Source organism: Streptomyces sp. GbtcB6 (genome assembly GCF_019091475.1).
Classification (GTDB): Bacteria; Actinomycetota; Actinomycetes; order Streptomycetales; family Streptomycetaceae; genus Streptomyces; species Streptomyces hyaluromycini.
The window spans coordinates 1-20,509 of sequence record NZ_JAGXJL010000007.1 but is presented as its reverse complement, the minus strand read 5'-3'; the positions used below and the strand labels follow the sequence as shown (position 1 = coordinate 20,509).

Sequence of the window (20,509 nt, the reverse complement as noted above, 5' to 3'; positions counted from 1 at the left end):
CCCATGCCAGGCACGGGGATTCCGCTTCGCGGGCTCAGCCCTGCACCGCCGCCGGGTCCATCCACACGACCTCCCAGCTGTGGCCGTCGAGGTCCTCGAAGGAACGGCCGTACATGAAGCCCTGGTCCTGGACGTCGTCGTTCGCCGTGCCGCCGGCCGCGACCGCCTTCTCCACCAGTTCGTCGACCTTCTCGCGGCTCTCCGCGCTCAGACAGATCAGCACCTCGCTGGTCTTCGTGGAGTCGGCGATCTCCTTCTTCGTGAAGTCGGCGTAGCGCTGCTTGCTGAGCAGCATCGCGATGATGGTGTCGCTGATCACGACACAGGAGCAGTCGTCGGTGCTGAACTGCGGGTTGATCGAGTAGCCCAGCTCCGTGAAGAACTTCCGGGACGCGGCGACGTCGTCGGTGGCCAGGTTCACGAAGATCATCTGCTGGTACATGGGGGTCTCTCCCTCGGGTGTCGTGCCGTTCGCGGGGATAGACCGGGGGACCCGGCGAAAGTCATCGCCGGGTCCGGATTTTCTTCGTACGGCCTCTCAGCGTGCGAGCGGGAGTGCGGCGAGTTCGGCGATCAGCAGGGTGAGGGGGCCGAAGAAGGTCAGCAGGGCGCCGGTGCGCAGGGCCGCCGCGTTGCGCAGCACGGTCGCCGGGGCGCCCAGGCGGAGCAGGGCCGCGGTGGTGTCGGCGCGGGACTGACGGGCCTCCACGGCGGCGGTCAGGAGGGTGGCGACCGTGCAGCCGGCCACCAGCAGGCCGCCGAGGGTGGTGAGGGGGCCGAAGGCGGGCGTGCCGCCGTCGTGGCCGGGGAGGGTGGTGGCCGCGAAGGCCGCCGACGCCACCGCGCAGACGACGCCGAGGGGGCGGCCCAGGCGGGTGGCCTCCGCCATCAGGACACGGCCCGCGAGGAGGCGGCGGGCGCCGGGGCGGACGGCCTGGAGGAGGCGGCCGCACAGGTGGGTGAGGCCGGGGGCGGCGAGGATCAGGCCGAGGGCGGTGAGGGACCAGCCGGCGAGGACGCCGACGGGGCCTACGGCCAGGCCGCCGGGGAGGGCGGTGCGGGGGGTGGTCTCGGTGACGCCGGCGTAGGACTCCACGGCGAGGCCTGCGGCGAGGACGGCGATGCCCCAGGGGAGGCCGACGGGGGAGGCGGCGGGGGAGGCGGCGGGGAGGTCGGGGACCTGGTTCGGGGTGTCCTCGGTGGTGCGGTCGGCGGGGGCCGGGGGGTGGGTGTCGCTCACCGGCGCTCGCACGGTGCCGTCCGCGCCCACCCGTGCCGCCCCAGCGGCACGACTGCCCGCGGGCTGAAGCGGGTGGGTGCCGTTCGCGGGCTGAAGCGGTTGGGTGGCGTTCGCGGGCTGGAGCGGTTCGGTGCCGTCCGTGGACTGGAGCGGGTGGGTGCCGTCCGTGGGCTGAAGCGGTGGCTGGGTGGTGGGTTTGGGGGCGCGGAAGATGCGGGCGCCGAAGCGGCCGTAGGTGCCGAAGGTCTCGCGCTTCGCCGTTCTGTCGTAGGCGCCGAAGCGGCCGTACATGCGCGAGGCGCCGTGGTGGGGCAGGTCGCGGGGGCGGAGGGTCACCGCGACCGTCGTGGACGCCAGTAGCGGGGGGACCGCCAGGAGGGTCAGGGCCGCCGGGACGGGCAGTGACCTGTTCGCCGCCAGGAAGTCCTTCGCCGCGCCGTCGAAGGGCATGCCCGTGAGGTCGCCACGCAGGTGGAGGAAGACCAGGAGGGCCAGCAGGGAGCCCAGGGTGCAGGCGAGGGCCGTGTTGAGGGCGGCGATCGCCATCAGGCGGGCCGGGCCCAGGCCGAAGGCCGAGAGACCGGTGCGCGGCTTGGCGCCGGGGTCGGTGCGGGCCACCGCGACCGCGAGGTACACCGTGGTGGCGAGCGGGATCGCGCACCAGGAGAGGCGCAGGAGCGCCGCCGTGGAATGGGTCGGGTGGGTCAGTGCGTAGCCGAGGGCGGAGAGGAGGAGGAAGCCCGTGCCCGCCGCCGCCGTGGCCACCAGGAGGCGGCGCAGGTGGACGGCCGGGCGGGCGGCGCGGGTCAGACGGAGAGCGAGCACTCGGCCCGGCCTTCCGCTTCGGGGACCGGCGGGAGGTGGACGGTGTGCACCCGGCGGCCGTCGAGGAGCGCGACCTTGCGGTCGGCGAGGGCCGCCGTCTCCGCGTCGTGCGTGGCGAGGACCACGGTGATGCCGTGCGAGCGGGCCGCCGTGGTGAGCGTGCGCAGCACGTGGGCGCGGTCGGCGCGGTGCAGCGGTGCCGTCGGCTCGTCCGCGAAGAGGACCGTGGGCGCCGGGGCGAGCGCACGGGCGATGGAGACCCGCTGGCGTTCGGCCTGCTGGAGTTCGGCCGGGTACTTGCGCGCCTTGTCGCCGACGTCGAGGCGCTCCAGCCACTCCAGCGCGGCCACCTTGGCCCGGCGCCTGCTGGTGCCGCGCAGCATCAGGGGCAGAGCGGTGTTCTCCCAGACGTTCAGCTCGGGGACGAGCGTCGGGGCCGGGTCGATCCAGCCGAAGCGGTCGCGGCGCAGCCGTTCGCGGGCGAACGGGCCCATCCGGTGTACGGCCGTGCTGTTGAACCAGACCTCGCCGCCCTGCGCCGGGACCAGGCCGGCCAGGCATCGCAGCAGCGTCGTCTTGCCGCTCCCGCGCGGGCCGCTGACGGCGAGGATCTCGCCCTCCCGCACGCCGAGCGAGATGCCGGTGATACCGGGTGAGCCGTCCTGGTGGCGGAAGTGCAGGGCGCGTGCCCACAGCACGTCGTTGTCCGGCGGGGCCTCCATGGGCGTAACACCTCGGTTCTGATCCGTTTTGCCGTGCCTTCCCACGTCCGGGGGAACGAAAGGCTGGGCCGATCGGTCACGTGCACGCTAGGCAGGTCGGGGGCGGAGCCCGGACAGCACACGGCCCCGGGCCGCCGTTCTCACTCGAACGGACGGCGCCGGGGCCGGATCAGACCGCTGATCTGATGATCAGAGTTTCGTCCACGCCTCCGAGAGGGTGGCGCGCAGGATCTGCTCGATCTCGTCGAAGGTCTCCTGGTTGGAGATCAGCGGCGGGGCGAGCTGGACGACCGGGTCGCCGCGGTCGTCGGCACGGCAGTACAGGCCGTTCTCGAACAGGGCCTTGGAGAGGTAGCCGTACAGGACGCGCTCCGTCTCCTCGTCGTTGAAGGACTCCTTCGTGGCCTTGTCCTTGACGAGCTCGATGCCGTAGAAGAAGCCGTTGCCGCGGACGTCGCCGACGATCGGCAGGTCGTGCAGCTTCTGGAGGGTGGAGAGGAAGGCGCCCTCGTTGTCCAGGACGTGCTGGTTGAGGTTCTCGCGCTCGAACAGATCGAGGTTGGCGAGGCCGACCGCCGCGGAGACCGGGTGGCCGCCGAAGGTGTAGCCGTGCAGGAAGGTGTTGTCGCCCTTGTAGAACGGCTCGGCCAGGCGGTCGGAGATGATGCACGCGCCGATCGGGGAGTAACCCGAGGTCATGCCCTTGGCGCAGGTGATCATGTCCGGGACGTAGCCGAACTTGTCACAGGCGAACATCGTGCCCAGGCGGCCGAAGGCGCAGATGACCTCGTCCGACACGAGCAGCACGTCGTACTGGTCGCAGATCTCGCGGACCCGCTGGAAGTAGCCGGGCGGCGGCGGGAAGCAGCCGCCGGCGTTCTGGACGGGCTCCAGGAAGACCGCGGCGACGGTGTCGGGGCCCTCGAAGAGGATCTGCTGCTCGATCTGGTCGGCGGCCCAGCGGCCGAAGGCCTCCGGGTCGTCGCCGAAGAGCGGGGCGCGGTAGATGTTGGTGTTCGGCACCTTGTGCGCGCCGGGGACCAGCGGCTCGAAGGGGGCCTTGAGCGCCGGCAGGCCGGTGATCGACAGGGCGCCCTGCGGGGTGCCGTGGTAGGCGACCGCGCGGGAGATGACCTTGTACTTGGTCGGCTTGCCCTGGAGCTTGAAGTACTGCTTGGCGAGCTTCCAGGCGGTCTCGACCGCCTCGCCGCCGCCGGTGGTGAAGAAGACCTTGTTCAGGTCGCCCGGGGCGTGGTCGGCGAGGCGCTCGGCCAGTTCGACGGCCTTCGGGTGGGCGTACGACCACACCGGGAAGAACGCCAGCTCCTGGGCCTGCTTGAACGCCGCCTCGGCGAGCTCCACGCGGCCGTGACCGGCCTGGACCACGAACAGCCCCGCGAGACCGTCGAGGTAGCGCTTGCCCTTGTCGTCGTAGATGTAGGTGCCCTCGCCCCGGACGATGGTCGGGACGGGCGAGTTCTCGTACGAGGACATGCGGGTGAAGTGCATCCACAGGTGGTCGTACGCGGTGCGGCTGAGGTCCTTCTGGGTCACGGTTATCGGGTTCCCCACATGTAGGTCTGCTTCTTCAGCTTCAGGTAGACGAAGCTCTCGGTGGAGCGCACGCCGGGCAGCGCCCGGATGCGTTTGTTGATGACGTCCAGCAGGTGGTCGTCGTCCTCGCAGACGATCTCGGCGAGGATGTCGAACGAGCCCGCGGTCATCACCACGTACTCGACTTCCGACATGGCCGTCAGCGCGTCGGCTATCGACTCGACATCGCCCTCGACGTTGACGCCGACCATCGCCTGCCGGCGGAAGCCCACGGTGAGCGGGTCCGTGACGGCGACGATCTGCATCACGCCCTGGTCCAGCAGCTTCTGGACGCGCTGGCGCACGGCCGCCTCCGACAGGCCCACGGCCTTGCCGATCGCGGCGTACGGACGGCGGCCGTCCTCCTGGAGCTGCTGGATGATGGCGAGGGAAACGGCGTCCAACTGGGGGGTGCCGTTCCTGGACTCGCGGGACGAGTCCCTCTGGTCTGCGCTTCGACTGGCCACGACCTCACTGTGCACGACGTCTCGACGGTTCCGCAAGGCCGCATCGATGAAATTCGTTGTTTTAGGTGTCGTGGATTGCGGATTTCGCAGACGTGACGGCCGTGGGGGTGTTGAAAACGTGGGATCTCGGATTACTGTGGGTGTCTCAGTCAATGGACACCCGAACTTGGAGGGCCGGCAGTGAGCACCGAGCTGCGTCGTCTGCGCAACTACATCGACGGTGAGTTCCGGGACGCCGCCGACGGACGGACCACCGAGGTGGTCAACCCCGCGACCGGCGAGGCGTACGCGACGGCCCCGCTGTCCGGGGCGGCCGACGTCGACGCCGCGATGGCGGCCGCGGCCGCGGCCTTCCCGGGCTGGCGTGACAGCACGCCCGCCGAGCGGCAGAAGGCCCTGCTGAAGATCGCGGACGCGTTCGAGGAGCGGGCCGAGGAACTCATCGCGGCGGAGGTGGAGAACACGGGCAAGCCGACCGGGCTGACCCGCTCCGAGGAGATCCCGCCGATGGTCGACCAGATCCGGTTCTTCGCCGGTGCGGCCCGGATGCTGGAGGGCCGGTCGGCGGGCGAGTACATGGAGGGGATGACCTCCATCATCCGCCGCGAGCCGGTCGGCGTCTGCGCGCAGGTCGCGCCGTGGAACTACCCGATGATGATGGCCGTGTGGAAGTTCGCCCCGGCGATCGCCGCGGGCAACACGGTCGTGCTGAAGCCGTCGGACACCACGCCGGCGTCGACCGTCCTGATCGCGGACATCATCGGCGGGATCCTGCCGAAGGGTGTCTTCAACGTCGTCACCGGCGACCGTGACACCGGCCGGCTGATGGTCGAGCACCCGACCCCGGCGATGGCCTCCATCACCGGTTCCGTGCGGGCCGGCATGTCGGTCGCCGAGTCCGCGGCCAAGGACGTCAAGCGGGTCCACCTGGAGCTGGGCGGCAAGGCGCCGGTCGTCGTCTTCGAGGACACGGACATCGCCAAGGCCGTCGAGGACATCTCCGTCGCGGGCTTCTTCAACGCCGGCCAGGACTGTACGGCGGCGACCCGGGTGCTGGTGCAGGAGTCGATCCACGACGAGTTCGTCGCGGCGCTCGCGAAGGCCGCGGCCGAGACGAAGACGGGCCAGCCGGACGACGAGGACGTGCTGTACGGGCCGTTGAACAACCCGAACCAGCTGAAGCAGGTCTCCGGCTTCATCGAGCGGCTTCCCGCCCACGCCAAGGTCGAGACCGGCGGACAGCGGGTCGGTGACAAGGGGTACTTCTACGCGCCGACCGTCGTCTCCGGGCTCAAGCAGGACGACGAGATCATCCAGAACGAGGTCTTCGGACCGGTCATCACCGTCCAGTCCTTCACGGACGAGGACCAGGCCGTGGAGTGGGCCAACGGCGTCGAGTACGCCCTCGCGTCCTCGGTGTGGACCAAGGACCACGGGCGCGCGATGCGGATGTCCAAGAAGCTGGACTTCGGCTGCGTGTGGATCAACACGCACATCCCGCTGGTCGCGGAGATGCCGCACGGCGGGTTCAAGAAGTCGGGGTACGGCAAGGACCTGTCGGCGTACGGATTCGACGACTACACGCGGATCAAGCACGTGATGACGTCGCTGGACGCGTAGGTCGTATTGCGGGTGCGGGTGCGGGTGCGGGTGCGGGTGCGGGTGCGGGTGCGGGTGCGGGTGCGGGTGCGTGGGGGCTGGTCGCGCAGTTCCCCGCGCCCCTTAGGTATGTGGCGCTGCCCGGGGTTGGGAAGTCCCCGGGCAGCGCTTTCGTGTGTCGGTGACCGGGTGTGTAACGCCGTGTTGACCTAGGTCATCGACAAGGTGTCCGGTCCGCGTCAGGCGGCTCGACGCAGCGTCGATTGCCCGGCGACAGGCGGGCGCGACATCCTTCAGGTGTGCCCCAGACCTCTTCTCAGACGCCCGCGCTCTCCCGTCGCTCCCTGTTGCGCGCGCTCGGCGGCACCGCCGCGCTCGGCACGCTGGCGGGCTGCGGGGTGCCCGCCGCCTACGTCAAGGCCGGCGACCGCGCCGTGACCGACGTGTCCGCCACGGACCACAGGCTGGTCTTCGCGAACTGGCCGCTCTACATCGACGTGGACGACGACAACCCGAACAAGCGGCCCACCCTCGACGCCTTCGAGAAGCGCACCGGGATCTCCGTCGACTACATCGAGGAGATCAACGACAACGACGAGTTCTTCGGCAAGATCAGCCCCGCGCTGATGAACCACCAGTCCACCGGCCGGGACCTGATCGTCATCAGCGACTGGATGTGCGCGCGGTTCGTCCGCCTGGGCTGGGTCCAGAAGATGGACCGCGCCCACCAGCCGAACGTGGCGAAGTACCTGGACCCGCTGCTCCGCTCGCCCGCCTTCGACCCGGGCCGTCTCTACACCGTGCCGTGGCAGTCGGGCATCACCGGCATCGCGTACAACCGCAGGAAGCTCGGACGCGAGATCCGGCACGTCAAGGACCTGTGGGCGAGCGACCTCAAGGGCCGGGTGACCCTGCTCTCCGGCCTCGACGAGGCGTTCGCACTGCTCATGCAGGGCAACGGCGTGGACATCACCAAGTGGACGGCCGGCGACTTCCACAACGTCTGCGACGAGGTGCAGAAGCAGGTCGACCGGGGCCAGATCCGCCGCTTCACCGGCAACGACTACACCAAGGACCTGGTCAGCGGCGATGTCCTGGCCTGCCAGGCCTACTCCGGCGATGTCATCCAACTCCAGGCCGACAACCCCGACATCCGCTTCCTCGTCCCCGAGGAGGGCGCGGAACTCTGGTCGGACTCCCTGATGATCCCGGACCGCGCCGCCCACAAGACCAACGCGGAACGCCTCGTCGACTACTACTACGAGCCGGAGGTCGCCGCCGAACTGGCCGCCTGGGTCAACTACGTCTGCCCCGTCCCGGCCGCCCAGCAGGTCCTCGCCGACTCCAAGGACAAGGACACCGCGGCCCTCGCCGACAACCCCCTGATCTTCCCGAACACGGCCATGCGCAAGCGCCTCGCCATCGCCCGCGACATCACGTCGACGGAACGGGTCGAGTTCGCCAAGCGGTGGAACCAGATCGTGGGGCTGTAGGACTCCTTCCTCCCGCGTGTGACGAGGATTCTTGGTTGGCGCAAAAGAGGGATGGTTGACACCGGTCAGACGTTCGATCCGCGAGGAGCGGAACCTGAGGTCTGCTGGAGAGGAGCGGCTGGCCGCTTGCTCCAGTGCTGCGGATCCGCGGCGTGCATGCCTGGTCCGTCCGCGCCGGCGGTGATCGCGTCGATGCCGGTCTCCATGGGTTCTGTGGGTCGCCGGCCTGGGCTGGCGCGGCAGCGCGGCGTTCTGGTAACTCCCTTGCCGGGGCCCAGGGTTACGGTGCGACGTGCGCGCGTGGGAGTCGTGAAGAGTTGCCGCATGGTTCTGGGGAATCGGTCACGGGAACGGAAAGATCCGGGGGGCTTTCTCGGCGCTCGCGAACAGGTCGGGCGCCGCTCCATGCGATGGGAGACCGATCAACGATGTTCACTCCGGTGCGGAGCAGAATACGGACGGCCGCGCTCGCGCTCTCGGCCATTACAGTCCTCGCCTTAGGCGCGACCGCCACGACCGGCGCGGCAGCGGCCCCCGCTCCCGCGAAACAGGGACCAACCTCGGTGGCGTACGTCGAGGTGAACAACAACAGCATGCTGAACGTCGGCAAGTACACCCTCGCCAACGGCGGCGGCAACGTCTTCGACGTCGCAGTGATCTTCGCGGCGAACATCAACTACAACACGGGCACGAAGGCGGCGACCCTGTACTTCAACGAGAACGTGCAACGCGTCCTCGACAACGCCGCCACGCAGATACGGCCGTTGCAGCAGAAGGGCATCAAGGTCGTCCTCTCGGTGCTCGGCAACCACCAGGGCGCGGGCTTCGCCAACTTCCCGTCCCAGCAGGCGGCTTCGACGTTCGCGAAACAACTGTCGGACACCGTGGCCAAATACGGCCTCGACGGCATCGACTTCGACGACGAGTACGCCGATTACGGCAACAACGGCACCGGCCAGCCCAACGCCAGCTCGTTCGTGTACCTGGTGTCGGCACTGCGTGCCAACATGCCGGACAAGATCATCAGCCTCTACAACATCGGTCCGGCCGCGTCGCGCCTGTCCTACGGCGGCGTCGACGTCTCGTCCAAGTTCGACTACGCCTGGAACCCGTACTACGGCACCTGGCAGGTCCCCGGCATCGCACTGCCCAAGTCGAAGCTGTCGCCGGCGGCCGTCCAGATCGGCGGAACCTCGCAAAGCACAGCCGCCGCCCTCGCCCGCCGCACGGTCAGCGAGGGGTACGGCGTCTATCTGACGTACAACCTCGACGGCGCCGATCGCAGCGCCGATGTCTCCGCGTTCACCAGGGAGCTGTACGGCAGTGACGCCCACTACACGCCGTAGGCCGACCACACTCCCCGGCGTCCGGTGTCCCCTCGGGGCGTGCTGCATCCGGTAGGGCCGCGCCTCGGGCAGGCCGCGCTTTCGACAACGATGTCGGAGGCGCGGTCGCCACAGGTACCGTGACCTGCGCTGTACCAAAGTGCCAACCATCCCCCTGATTCTGTGGTTCCGGCCGCGGAGGTTGGTTGGCATCAGTGCAGGTCGCGAACGTCGCCCGGTGTCAACTGGCAATCCTCGTCACGCCGCGTGGTGCTGTGACCAGGATTTCTGGTTGCCGCAGAGGAGGGACCGTCGGCATCTGATCGATCTCGCGGATACCCGGTGCCGGGGTTCGGCGGATGTCGAAGTGCCGACGGTCACCAGCCCCCAGCCGGGGCCGGGCAGGCGGCCAACTGCACGGCCGGGCGCTCGGGTACGGCGGCTTCCCGGCGCCGGCGCCGGTGCCGTCGGCGTTCGCACCGCGGGCGTGGGCGGCCTCGCGTGGACCGCGCCGGCGGAACCGTTTCGCCGGGTGCCCGTGTCCTCCTTCGCGGGAGGTGGTTCCACACCGCGGAGCCGCCTGTGAAGGGGGAGGCCATGGGAGAGATACGCGAGGGGGCACGGTTAGCGGCTTGGGCCGTCGTGGGGGTCGTCGGCCTGGCGGTGTTGTACCTGATCGGGGCGTTCGCCTTCGGCGGCGCGGCGTGGATCACCGCCCCGTTCCGCGGTGCGGCCGACCAGCGTGAGAACACCGTCGGCTCGGGCGAGTTCCGGCAGACCACCTACGAGGAGTTCTTCGATCTGTGCGAGGCCGTGCAGAACGCCGAAGGGACGATCCAGGCGCTGCAGGAGGAGCGGAAGACCGCTTCGGAGACCCGCACGGCGCAGATCGACCAGTCGATCACCGCGCTGAAGGCCACCCGGATCGAGTCGGTCAACGACTACAACTCGAAGGCCGCCCAGGAGCACCGCGCGCCCTTCCGCGACAAGGATCTGCCGTACCGGCTGGATGCCGGCGCCAAGCGTACGACGTGCACCAACTGATCCCCATCTCACCCGGGAAGAGGGCAGCACCGCATGAAGAAGTTCGCACGCATGGCCCTGGCCGCCTTCGTGGCGCTCGTCGTGGGCCTGGCCCTGACGTCCTGTACCGAATCCAGCCAGGACAAGGAGAACAAGGTCAAGCAGGACAACTACGACCACCTCGTGGCCGAGCAGCCGGCGGGCCGCATGGATTACTCGCCGACCCGTGAGGCGATCAACCAGTGGATCAAGACGTGGGGGAAGCGGGGCAAACTCTCGTACGTCTACATCCAGAACGCCAAGGGCGAGTACGGGTACTTCATCATGAAGGGCCTGCCGGTGCCGCGATGCAAGATGCTCACTCCGACGGAGAAGGTGGAGTCCTCCTCGGAAGGCGTCGCGGTCCTCGCGCAGCCCGGCATGGACGGCACGTACACGTCGGGTTCCACCTGCAACGCCTACTACGGTTTCGACGCCACGACGGGCGCGTACATGGAGTTCACGGTCGGCACGAACCAGTCGTTCTTCCTGTTCGACCAGCCCATGACGATGCCGGAGTACGCCAGCGCCAAGCAGTTGGGGCCGAGTTCGGTGAAGGACGTCGAGAAGCGGCCCTGAGCGTTCGGGCGCCGGTGGCCGCTCTCGTCGGAAGACCTTTCAGCTGGAGGTGGGGAAGGTGAAACCGGCGGTGACCTGCTGGGCGGGCTGGGGCCAGCGGGTGGTGACGACCTTCGGGCGGGTGTAGAAGCGGACGCCCTCGGGGCCGTGGATGGGGGAGTCGCCGATGAGGGAGTCCTTCCAGCCGCCGAAGGAGTAGTACGACATGGGGACCGGCACCGGCACGTTGATGCCGATCATGCCGACCTTGATCCGGCGCTGGAAGCGGCGGGCGGCTTCGCCGGAGCCGGTGAAGAGGGCGGTGCCGTTGCCGTAGGGGTTGGCGTTGATCACGTCGATGGCCTGGTCGAGGGTGTCGACGCGGACGACGGCGAGGACCGGGCCGAAGAGTTCCTCCTGGTAGGCCGCCATCTCGGTGGTGACGTGGTCCAGCAGGGAGGGGCCGGTGAAGAAGCCGTCCGCGTACGCGGGGTCGTCGAGCTTCAGTCCGCGGCCGTCGACGACGACGGTGGCGCCCTGGTCGGCGGCCGTGCCGACGGCGTTCTCGACCCGCTCCTGCGCGGCCCTGGTGACGAGCGGGCCCATGTCGGTGCCGGGGGCGTCGCCGGGGCCGACCTGCACCTCGTTCGCCTTGCGCTCCAGGATCGCGACCAGCGCGTCCGCCGCGTCACCCACGGCGACGGCCACCGACACGGCCATGCAGCGTTCGCCCGCGGAGCCGTAGGCGCCGGCGGTGATGTGGTCGGCGGCGAACTCCAGGTCGGCGTCGGGCAGGACGACGGCGTGGTTCTTGGCGCCGCCGAGGGCCTGGACCCGCTTGCCGTGCGAAGTCGCCTGCTCGTGCACGTACTTGGCGATCGGCGTGGAGCCGACGAAGGAGACGGCCTCGATGCCCGGGTGGGTGAGAAGGGCGTCGACGGCGTCCTTGCCGCCGTGCACGACGTTGAACACGCCGTCCGGCAGACCGGCCTTCTTGTAGAGCTCGGCGACGAAGTTGGCTGCGGAGGGGTCGCGCTCGGACGGCTTGAGGATGAACGTGTTGCCGGTGGCGATCGCGACCGGGTGCATCCACAGGGGGACCATCGCCGGGAAGTTGAAGGGGGTGATGCCGGCGACGACACCCAGCGGCTGGCGGAAGTTGTGGACGTCGATGCCGCGGGAGACCTGGTCGGAGAAGGAACCCTTCAGGACGTCGCCGAGGCCGCAGACGTACTCGACGACCTCGCGGCCGCGGGTGATCTCGCCGCGGGCGTCGTCGACGGTCTTGCCGTGCTCGGCGGAGATGATCCGGCCGAGCTCCTCCTCGTGCTCGACGAGCAGCTGGCGGAAGGCGAACATGACCTGGACGCGCTGGGTGAGGGAGGACTCGGACCAGGTCTCGAAGGCGGCGGTCGCGGCCTGCACGGCGGCGTCCACCTCTGCGGCGCCGCCGAGGACGACCCGGGCCTGCTCCGCGCCGGTGGCCGGGTTGAACACCGGTGCGGTGCTGTTGCCCGGGAGCGGTGAGCCGTTGATCCAGTGCGGGATGGTGTTCACGGGATGTGTGTCCTTACAGGTAGTGACGCTGGGCGCGCTTGCCGGCCGCGTACGTCTCGTGGGCGGCCCGGGTGGAGTCGAGGGCGGAGGTCTGGCTGACGGGGACGTCCCACCAGCCGTGGCCGGGCGGGTTGGGGCCGTACAGGTCGGTCTCGACATGGACGACGGTGGTGCGGGTGGCGGCCTTCGCCTTCTCCATGGCGGAGCGGAACTCCTCGACGGAGGCGGCGTGCAGGACGTCCGCGCCGAGACTCGACGCGTTCGCCGCCAGGTCGACGGGGAGCACATCGCCGTCGAGCCGACCCGAATCACCGTTCCGGTAGCGGTACTTGGTGCCGAAGCGCTGCGAGCCGAGCGCCTCCGACAGCGAACCGATCGAGGCGAAGCCGTGGTTCTGCACGAGCACGATGACGACCTTCAGGCCCTCGGAGACCATGGTGACGATCTCCTGAGCCATCATCAGATACGAGCCGTCACCGACGAGTACGACCACCTCGCGCGACGGGTCGGCCATCTTGACGCCGACGCCCGCGGCCACCTCGTAGCCCATGCAGGAGTAGGCGTACTCCACGTGGTAGGCCTTCGGGTCGCGGGCCCGCCACAGCTGCTGGAGGTCGCCCGGCATGGAGCCGGCCGCGTTGATGACCACGGCACGGTCGTCCAGGACCTCGTTGAGCGCGCCGAGGATCTCGGTCTGGGCGGGCAGCGGGCCGTGACCGAGATGGAAGGCCTCGTCCTCGATCTCCCGGGTGCGGGCGACGAGTTCACGGGTGCGGCGGCGGTATCCGGGGGAGACCTCCCAGCCGTCGAGGGCTCCGGCGAGGGCCTGGATGCCCAGCCGGGCGTCGGCCACCAGCGGCTCCGCCGAGTGCTTGACGGCGTCGAGGCGGGCCACGTTGAGGTTGACGAAGGCGACGTCCGGGTTGCCGAAGACGGTGTGGCTGGCGGTGGTGAAGTCGGAGTAGCGGGTGCCGATGCCGAGGACCACATCGGCGTCCCTCGCCAGCTCGTTGGCCGCGTACGAGCCCGTCGAGCCGATCCCGCCCACCGCGTACGGGTGGTCCCACGCCACCGCGCCCTTGCCGGCGTGGGTGTCGGCGACCGGGATGCCGGTGGCCTCGGCGAAGGCGCGCAGCGCGGTCTCGGCACCGGAGTAGACGGCACCGCCACCGGCGACGATCAGCGGCCTCTTCGCGCTCCGCAGCAGGCGTGCGGCACGCTCGACGGCGGCGGGTTCCGGCACCGGGCGGCCCACGTGCCACACCCGCCGCCGGAAGAACTCGACCGGCCAGTCGTACGCCTCGGCCTGCACGTCCTGCGGCAGGGCCAGCGTCACCGCGCCGGTCTCGACCGGGTCGGTCAGCACCCGCATCGCCGCGAGGGCGGCCGGGATCAGCTGTTCGGGGCGGGAGACGCGGTCGAAGTACTTCGACACGGCGCGGAAGGCGTCGTTGACGGTGACGTCGCCGCCGCGGGTGTCCTCCAGCTGCTGGAGGACGGGGTCGGCGGCGCGGGTGGCGAACATGTCGGAGGGCAGCAGGAGGACGGGCAGGCGGTTGGTGGTGGCCAGGGCCGCGCCGGTGATCATGTTCGTGGAGCCGGGGCCGGTGGAGGCGGTGCAGGCGAAGGTGGCCAGCCGGTCGCGCATCTTGGCGTAGGCCACCGACGCGTGGACCATGCCCTGTTCGTTGCGGGCCAGGTAGTAGGGGAGGTCGGCCTCCTGGGTCACGGTGGCCTGGAGCAGTGCCTGTCCGATGCCGGCGACGTTGCCGTGGCCGAAGATGCCCCACACACCGGGGATCAGGCGTTGTTCCTGGCCGTCGCGCTCGCTGTACTGGTGGGCGAGGAAACGGACCAGGGCCTGCGCGGTGGTCAGTCGTACGGTCTTCATCGGTTCTCTCCGAAGGGCAGCCGGTCGTCCACGTCCTGGGCGTCCCAGGTGGCGCGGACCCAGCCGTGGGCGGGGTCGTCGCAGATCAGCCAGGCGCGGTCCTGACCGGGACCGGCCATGACGTTGAGGTAGTAGAGGTCGTGGCCGGGCGCGGCGATCGAGGGGCCGTGCCAGCCGTGCGGGACCAGCACGGTGTCGCCGGAGCGGACCTCGGCGAGCACGTCGATCGGGCGGTCCGCGGTGCCGTACACCCGCTGAACGCCGAAGCCGGACTCGCCGCCCGAGACCTGGAAGTAGTAGATCTCCTCCAGCTCCGACTCCTCGCCGGGCCGGGCCTCGTCGTGCTTGTGCGGCGGGTAGGAGGACCAGTTGCCGCCGGGGGTGAGGACCTCGCACACCAGCAGCTGCTCGGCGTCGAAGGTGCCCGGCAGGCAGTAGTTGTTGACCTGGCGGGAGCAGGCGCCGGCGCCCCGCAGCTCGACCGGGACGTCCTCCCTGCGCCCGTACCGGGCGGGGAGGCCACCTCGCTCGGTACGGGCGCAGGGCAGCGCGAACCTCCCGCCGTCCGCGCTGCCGATCACAACCTCCGCTTCGCGGGGAAGGTAGGCGAAGTCGGTGGCCGAAGCGAACACGCCCGTCCGGCCGGCGAGTTCGAAGGTACTGCCGTCCGTGGTGACGGTGCACGAGCCCGTCAGCGGCAGCACCAGGAACTCGGAGTCCCCGGTGGACAGGGCGTGCGTCTCGCCCGGCCGCAGGGTCAGGATCCTGAGGCCGGAGTATCCCCAGCCCGCCGACTCGGGCGTGACCAGGAGGTCGTAGGGGCCGTCGGCCGAAGTACCGGCCGGGAGATGGTACTTGCCGCTCACAGCAGGCTCACCGCCTTGTCGACGGCGCCGGCGACGTCGCCGCCCGCCGGGTAGAGCAGGGAGCGGCCGACGACCAGACCCTGCGCGGTGGGCTGCTTGAGGGCCCGGCCCCAGGAGGCGAAGGCGGCCGCCGGGTCGGTGACCTCGCCGCCCAGCAGCAGCGCGGGCAGGGTGGAGGAGGCGAGCACGCGCTCCATGTCCTGGACCACCGGCAGCTTCAGCCAGGTGTAGGCGCTGCGCCGGCCGAGACCCGACGCGATGGTGACCGACTTGATCACGGCGTCGGTGGCGAGGTCGTTGCGGATCCTGCCGTCCCGCCACTCGGAGACGAACGGCTCGACCATGGCGATGAGCTGCCGGTCGCTGAGTTCGTTGACCGCGCGGGCGGTGTCCTGCAGAACCGACGGGGTGGCGGGGTCGGAGAGGGCGATACGGGTGAGCATCTTGCCGCCGTCGAAGCCCATCGCGGCGATGGTCTCGGCGTCGTAGCCGGTGAACCGGTCGTCGATCTCGAAGACCGATCCGGCGAGTCCGGCCCGGTTCATGGAGCCGAAGACGCTCTTGCCGTCGAGGACGCCGAGCAGGAGCAGGTCCTCGAGGATGTCGGCGGTGGCGAGGACACCCGTCACGCCGGGGCGTTCCAGGGCGGTGCAGAGGCGGTCGAGGAGTTCGAAGCGGTCCGCCATGGCATGGGGGTCCGCGCCGACGCCGTTGGCACCGCGGGCGGGGTGGTCGGCGGCGATGATCATCGCCTTGCCGTGCTCGCCGAGCAGCGAGGTCGCCTTCACCCGGCGTGCCGCCGCGGCGGCGACGGCCCCGGGGTCGTGCACCCGGGCGGTCACGATCCGGCTCACGTTGTCGGACAGCACGTCGTCACACCTCTCGCTCGGAGTCGTCGGTCGTCCCGCGCAGCTTCGCCTCGACCTCGGCCTGGGTCGGCATGGCGTCGGAGCAGGACAGGCGGCCCGCCACCAGGGCGCCGGCCGCGTTGGCGAAGGCCACCGTGCGCGGGGTGTCCCAGCCGGACAGCAGGCCGTGGCACAGGGCCCCGCCGAAGGCGTCACCGGCACCGAGCCCGTTGACCACGTCCACGGGCACGGGCGGGATCTCGGTGACCGAGCCGTCCCGGTCCATGGCCAGGACCCCCTTGGGGCCCTGCTTGACGACGGCCAGTTCCACCCCGGCCGCGAGCAGCGCCTCGGCCGCGGCGTGCGGGTCGCGTTCGCCGGTGGCGACCTCGCACTCGTCGAGGTTGCCGACCGCGACGGTGGTGTGCCGCAGGGCCTCCGTGTAGTACGGCCGGGCCGTGGCCGGGTCGCTCCAGAACATCGGCCGCCAGTCCAGGTCGAAGACGGTGGTCCCGGCCTTGGCCCGGTGCTGAAGGGCGGCCAGGGTCGCCGAGCGGCTCGGCTCCTCGCTCAGCCCGGTCCCGGTCATCCAGAACACGGCCGCCTCGCGCACCGCGCCCAGGTCCAGCTCCTCGGGCCGGATGTCCAGGTCGGGGGCCTTGGGGAGGCGGTAGAAGTACAGCGGGAAGTCGTCCGGGGGGAAGATCTCGCAGAACGTCACCGGTGTCGGCGCGATCTCCGACGTACCGACGAAGCGGGGGTCGACGTGGTAGCCGGACAGCGCCGTGCGGACGAAGTCGCCGAAGGGGTCCCGGCCGGTCTTCGTGATCACCGCCGCGCTGCGGCCGTACCGGGCCGCCGCGACCGCGACGTTGGTCGGGCTGCCGCCCAGGTACTTGCCGAACGAGGTGACCTCCGCCAGCCCCACGCCCGTCTGGAGCGGATACACGTCCACTCCGACCCGGCCCATGGTCAGCACGTCGTACGGCATCACGCTGGTTCCCTTCGCTCCGGACACCCCGGCCCTTCGAGCCAGTACGATGCCGCGCGTCAAATGTCATGTCAATAGGATGTCGTTATGACGTTCCCGACGTGCGGGTCACGTCCGGGCGGCCGTGTACTCGCCGATCCGCTCCCGCATGAACGGGGAGGACTCCGGCCGTGTCGCAGGGTCGGCACGGTCGCCGGTCCCCGTCGCCGAGGGGAGCGCCGGGCCTTCGTCCGGCCGGGCCTGGTGGGCACGCATCACGGTCGGACAGGCGGCGTTCGCGCAGCAGGCGGGTGTTGTCGTGGGCGAGGCCGTGGGCGGCGAAGACCGCGCACCGTCTTTCACGGCGCGGGTGACGGCCGGCTGCTGCAGGCTGCCGCGGCCCGCCCCATGGGCGGGCTCGGCCAGGTCGACGAGATCGCCGACTTCGTTCTCTTTCTGCTGTCCGATCGCAACGGGGTGGTGACCGGCTCGGTCATCGACTGGGTCCAGACCGTCTTCGGCGCCCTGGACCGGGCCGCCCCTTCCGCCGCCAACTGCCCTGTGGCGCAAGGCGGGCAGGAAAAGGGCCGGGGCGGATCGCCCCGGCCCTGGCCGGACGGCGGCCTGTTCGCGGCAGTCGGCTACGCGGCGTTCCGCAGTGCCGAACGCAGATGCTCGGCGCTGGCCCAGACGTCCTCGACTGGGCCCTTCTCCTTGGGTTCTTCGGTGAGGATGGTGTCCTGTTCCAGGACGTACCAGCCGTCGTAGCCGCGGGTGGTGAGGTGGGTGACGATCGCCTGGACGTCGACGTCGCCGGCGCCCAGCGGGCGGTACATGCCGGCGCGGACGGCGTCGGTGTAGGTGAGGCGGCCGGACTGGACCTTGGCGGCGAGGGAGGCGTCCACGTCCTTCATGTGGGTGTGGGCGATCCGCTCGGGGGCCTGGCGGGTCAGCTCGGCGGGGTCGGTGCCGCCGATGAGGAGGTGGCCGGTGTCGAGGCAGAGGGAGATCGACGAGTGCTCCAGGACGCGGCGGACCTCGTCGCCGTTCTCGATCATCGTGCCGACGTGCGGGTGCAGGACGGCGCGCACTCCGCGTTCGGCGGCCAGTGCGGTGAGCCGGTCGAGGTTGGAGAGGAGCAGTTTCCAGCCGTCGGCGTCGAGTTCGGGGCGGGAGTCGTAGCCGTCCTGGCCGGTGATGGCGGAGAGGACGAGGACCTCGGCGTTCGAGGCGGCGTAGCCCTCCAGGAGCTGTTCCGCCTCGGGCAGCGGGTCGTGGCCGGGGACGTGCAGCAGCAGCGGGGTGAAGCCGCCGACGGCGTGCAGGTCGTGGTCGGCGAGGACGCGGGCCATCGCGTCCGGGGCGGCGGGCAGGAAGCCGTCGGGGCCGAACTCGGTGGCGGCCAGGCCGACCTCGCGCATCTCCTTCAGTACCCGCTCGGGCGTCAGCTGGTGGCCCCAGCCGGGCACTTCGCACACGCCCCAGGAGATGGGCGCGCCGGCGATCCGGTTCAGCTGTGGGGTGGTCATGCCGTGGCCTTTCGATGGTTCCAGTGGGGGTGGGCGACCGCGGCCGTCAGGCGGCGGGTGAGAACGGCATCCGGGTGGCACGGACCGCCCCGGCCGCGGTACGGCGCCACATCACGGCTCCGGCGAGCGTCACCGTGTCCGCCGTCGAACCGCGGGACCGCCGAACGGGGACGTGACCTCGCGGGACCGCCCGGCTCCCGGGCCGGCTGCCACCGACCGCCGATCAGCAACTCCACGGGCGTCATCGCCCTCTCCGTTCGGGAAACCGTCAGAACGCGGCCGTGGCGAACGCGTCGATCGGTCTCGCACGGCCAACGGCCAGGCCGTTCGCGTGCTCGCAACGCTAGGTTCGCGAGGGGATTTGGTGAACCCCTCGAAACCATCAATTTCCCGTCATCCGGGCCATCATTTTCCCGTGCGCCGTACGGGTCCCGGCAGCGCCGGCCGCCACGGCCGCCATGGTGGCGGCCCGGGCCTTCTAACTCCAACCTGCGTTGTTCCTAGAATGGTCGGGTGAACGACATCGACGCGATCGCGGCGTTGCAGGATCCGGTGCGCCGCCGGCTGTACGAGTACGTGGTGGCACAGGGCCGCGAGGTCGGCCGCAACGAGGCCGCCGAGGCGACCGGGGTGGCGCGCACGCTCGCCGCGCACCACCTGGACAGGCTGGCCGAGGCCGGACTGCTCGACACCGGCAGCCGCCGCCTGACCGGGCGCTCGGGGCCGGGGGCGGGGCGGCCCGCCAAGGTGTACACGCGGTCGCGGGACGAGCGGATCGTGTCACTGCCCGCCCGCGACTACCGCACTGCCGCCGAACTGCTCGCCGAAGCCGCCGAACATGCCGGGCTGGACGCCGGGCTCTGTGCGGCCGCGCGCCGCCGGGGCGAGGCCCTGCGCGGCTCGGCTGCGCCCTGCGGCGGTCTCGACGAGGCCATGGAGATGCTCGCGGCCCGCGGTTACGAACCGCACCTGGAAGACGCCGGGGACGCCGAAGCCGCCGAGGGGGCGAGCGGTGCCGCCGCGCCCGTCGTCCGTATGCGCAACTGCCCCTTCCATGCCGTCGCCGAACGCTTCCCGCCGCTCGTCTGCGGCATGAACCTCGCGCTGCTGGAGGGGCTGCTCGGCACCGACGGCCCCGTCCGGGCCCGTATGGACGCCCGGCCGGGTGAGTGCTGCGTGGTGCTGGAGTCTTCTAAAAACAACGGTGATTGACATAGAAGAGGGGGCGTGCTGGTATGAGGCCATGACCGCATCCGGGTACGACGCCCACCTCGCCCAGCTGAACGTCGCCTCACTCCGCTTCCCCCTCGACGACCCGCGCATGGCGCCGTTCGTCGAGATGCTCGACACGGTCAACGCCGCTGCCGACGAAGCGCCCGGCTTCGTGTGGCGGCTCGTGGAGGAGGGGACGGACGACGCCACCGCCCTGCGCCCGGCGGGCGAGGACGTCATCGTCAACCTGACGGTGTGGGAGACCCAGGAGGCGCTGTGGGGATTCACCTACCGCAGTGAGCACCTGGACGTGATGCGACGCCGGCGCGAATGGTTCGAGCGGCACATCGAGGCGCATCTGGTGCTCTGGTGGGTCCCCGCCGGTCATCTCCCGACCACCGGCGAGGCCCTGGAACGGCTCGCGGACCTGCGCGCGCACGGACCTTCGGCACGCGCGTTCACCTTCGCCTCCTCCTACTCCGCCGACGAGGCATCCGCCGGCGGGGCCGCCCTCGGAGCGCACCCCGTCGCGGACGTCCGTACCGCTCCTGCCGTGCGCGGGTGAGGTTCGCGCGCCGGGCGGGCGGCCGGACGCCGCCCGCCACGGGTCATGACGCCTGGGCGGTCTCCGGCCGGCCGTCGACGGGCAGGTGTGCCGGGGCGTCCGCGCCCGTGCCGGTGAGATCGGTGCGGCTGGTCTCGCCGAGCAGGGCCAGGCACACCACCGTCAGCAGGCAGAACCCGGCGATGAT

The 20,509-nt window shown here is 70.6% G+C and carries 18 protein-coding genes and 2 pseudogenes; 8 read left to right on the top strand and 12 right to left on the bottom strand.

Going from position 1 to position 20,509, the window contains the following annotated elements; all coding sequences use genetic code 11:
- Positions 1 to 34 precede the first annotated feature (34 nt).
- The 5 genes from KVT45_RS13965 to KVT45_RS13945 form a co-directional block, all read right to left on the bottom strand.
- Complete coding sequence (locus KVT45_RS13965) at positions 35 to 442, bottom strand: VOC family protein (RefSeq protein WP_217547411.1); 408 nt, start codon at positions 440 to 442, stop codon at positions 35 to 37.
- 96 nt (positions 443 to 538) lie between these two features.
- A complete protein-coding gene (locus KVT45_RS13960) occupies positions 539 to 2,065 on the bottom strand; it encodes a hypothetical protein (RefSeq protein WP_217547409.1) in 1,527 nt (508 codons plus the stop codon).
- Entirely contained in the window at positions 2,047 to 2,787 is a 741-nt protein-coding gene (locus tag KVT45_RS13955) for an ABC transporter ATP-binding protein (RefSeq protein WP_217547407.1), read from the bottom strand. The genes KVT45_RS13960 and KVT45_RS13955 overlap by 19 nt, the downstream gene beginning before the upstream one ends.
- A gap of 189 nt (positions 2,788 to 2,976) precedes the next feature.
- Positions 2,977 to 4,359, bottom strand: a complete 1,383-nt coding sequence (locus tag KVT45_RS13950; protein WP_217547406.1) for an aspartate aminotransferase family protein — start codon at positions 4,357 to 4,359, stop codon at positions 2,977 to 2,979.
- Positions 4,344 to 4,862 carry an Lrp/AsnC family transcriptional regulator gene (locus tag KVT45_RS13945; protein ID WP_089098474.1) on the bottom strand — a complete coding sequence of 173 codons (519 nt, stop codon included), beginning with the start codon at positions 4,860 to 4,862 and terminating at the stop codon, positions 4,344 to 4,346. Before KVT45_RS13945 ends, KVT45_RS13950 begins: the two co-directional genes overlap by 16 nt.
- 165 nt (positions 4,863 to 5,027) lie before the next feature.
- Between KVT45_RS13945 and KVT45_RS13940 the strand changes: the two genes are divergently transcribed.
- From KVT45_RS13940 to KVT45_RS13920, 5 genes are all read left to right on the top strand, one after another.
- On the top strand, positions 5,028 to 6,467 hold the full coding sequence (locus tag KVT45_RS13940; protein WP_217547404.1) for a gamma-aminobutyraldehyde dehydrogenase: 1,440 nt from the start codon (positions 5,028 to 5,030) through the stop codon (positions 6,465 to 6,467).
- 278 nt (positions 6,468 to 6,745) lie between these two features.
- On the top strand, positions 6,746 to 7,939 hold the full coding sequence (locus KVT45_RS13935; RefSeq protein ID WP_217547402.1) for a spermidine/putrescine ABC transporter substrate-binding protein: 1,194 nt from the start codon (positions 6,746 to 6,748) through the stop codon (positions 7,937 to 7,939).
- A 428-nt stretch (positions 7,940 to 8,367) separates the two neighbouring features.
- Entirely contained in the window at positions 8,368 to 9,285 is a 918-nt protein-coding gene (locus KVT45_RS13930) for an endo-beta-N-acetylglucosaminidase H (protein ID WP_302832505.1), read from the top strand.
- 576 nt (positions 9,286 to 9,861) lie between these two features.
- Complete coding sequence (locus KVT45_RS13925) at positions 9,862 to 10,308, top strand: hypothetical protein (RefSeq protein WP_217547399.1); 447 nt, start codon at positions 9,862 to 9,864, stop codon at positions 10,306 to 10,308.
- Positions 10,309 to 10,341: 33 nt separating this feature from the next.
- Positions 10,342 to 10,905 (top strand): hypothetical protein, encoded by a 564-nt coding sequence (locus tag KVT45_RS13920; protein WP_217547397.1) that lies wholly within the window; start codon positions 10,342 to 10,344, stop codon positions 10,903 to 10,905.
- A 39-nt stretch (positions 10,906 to 10,944) separates the two neighbouring features.
- Here the strand turns inward: KVT45_RS13920 and KVT45_RS13915 are convergent, their stop codons facing one another.
- From KVT45_RS13915 to KVT45_RS56265, 6 genes and pseudogenes are all read right to left on the bottom strand, one after another.
- The gene (locus KVT45_RS13915) at positions 10,945 to 12,441 is read right to left on the bottom strand and encodes a CoA-acylating methylmalonate-semialdehyde dehydrogenase (protein ID WP_217547395.1); all 1,497 of its coding nucleotides are present in this window, start codon (positions 12,439 to 12,441) and stop codon (positions 10,945 to 10,947) included.
- Positions 12,442 to 12,454: 13 nt separating this feature from the next.
- Positions 12,455 to 14,332, bottom strand: a complete 1,878-nt coding sequence (gene iolD / locus KVT45_RS13910) for a 3D-(3,5/4)-trihydroxycyclohexane-1,2-dione acylhydrolase (decyclizing) (protein ID WP_217547394.1) — start codon at positions 14,330 to 14,332, stop codon at positions 12,455 to 12,457.
- On the bottom strand, positions 14,329 to 15,198 hold the full coding sequence (gene iolB / locus KVT45_RS13905) for a 5-deoxy-glucuronate isomerase (protein ID WP_217547392.1): 870 nt from the start codon (positions 15,196 to 15,198) through the stop codon (positions 14,329 to 14,331). Before iolB ends, iolD begins: the two co-directional genes overlap by 4 nt.
- Complete coding sequence (locus tag KVT45_RS13900) at positions 15,195 to 16,067, bottom strand: aldolase (protein WP_217547390.1); 873 nt, start codon at positions 16,065 to 16,067, stop codon at positions 15,195 to 15,197. Before KVT45_RS13900 ends, iolB begins: the two co-directional genes overlap by 4 nt.
- 4 nt (positions 16,068 to 16,071) lie before the next feature.
- Positions 16,072 to 17,037 carry a 5-dehydro-2-deoxygluconokinase gene (iolC, locus tag KVT45_RS13895; protein WP_217547388.1) on the bottom strand — a complete coding sequence of 322 codons (966 nt, stop codon included), beginning with the start codon at positions 17,035 to 17,037 and terminating at the stop codon, positions 16,072 to 16,074.
- Between the two features lie 108 nt (positions 17,038 to 17,145).
- Positions 17,146 to 17,374 (bottom strand): annotated as a pseudogene (locus KVT45_RS56265) (hypothetical protein); the annotation flags it as partial.
- Here KVT45_RS56265 and KVT45_RS56260 point away from each other — a divergent pair.
- Positions 17,374 to 17,547: pseudogene (locus KVT45_RS56260) on the top strand (SDR family oxidoreductase); the annotation flags it as partial. The pseudogenes KVT45_RS56265 and KVT45_RS56260 overlap by 1 nt on opposite strands.
- A 110-nt stretch (positions 17,548 to 17,657) precedes the next feature.
- Here the strand turns inward: KVT45_RS56260 and KVT45_RS13885 are convergent.
- Positions 17,658 to 18,545, bottom strand: coding sequence for a sugar phosphate isomerase/epimerase (locus tag KVT45_RS13885; RefSeq protein WP_217547387.1), 888 nt, complete (start codon positions 18,543 to 18,545; stop codon positions 17,658 to 17,660).
- A gap of 513 nt (positions 18,546 to 19,058) precedes the next feature.
- Between KVT45_RS13885 and KVT45_RS13880 the strand changes: the two genes are divergently transcribed.
- Both KVT45_RS13880 and KVT45_RS13875 read left to right on the top strand, forming a co-directional pair.
- Positions 19,059 to 19,757 carry a metalloregulator ArsR/SmtB family transcription factor gene (locus tag KVT45_RS13880; protein ID WP_217547385.1) on the top strand — a complete coding sequence of 233 codons (699 nt, stop codon included), beginning with the start codon at positions 19,059 to 19,061 and terminating at the stop codon, positions 19,755 to 19,757.
- Between the two features lie 31 nt (positions 19,758 to 19,788).
- The gene (locus KVT45_RS13875) at positions 19,789 to 20,322 is read left to right on the top strand and encodes a DUF3291 domain-containing protein (RefSeq protein WP_217547383.1); all 534 of its coding nucleotides are present in this window, start codon (positions 19,789 to 19,791) and stop codon (positions 20,320 to 20,322) included.
- Positions 20,323 to 20,509 lie beyond the last annotated feature (187 nt).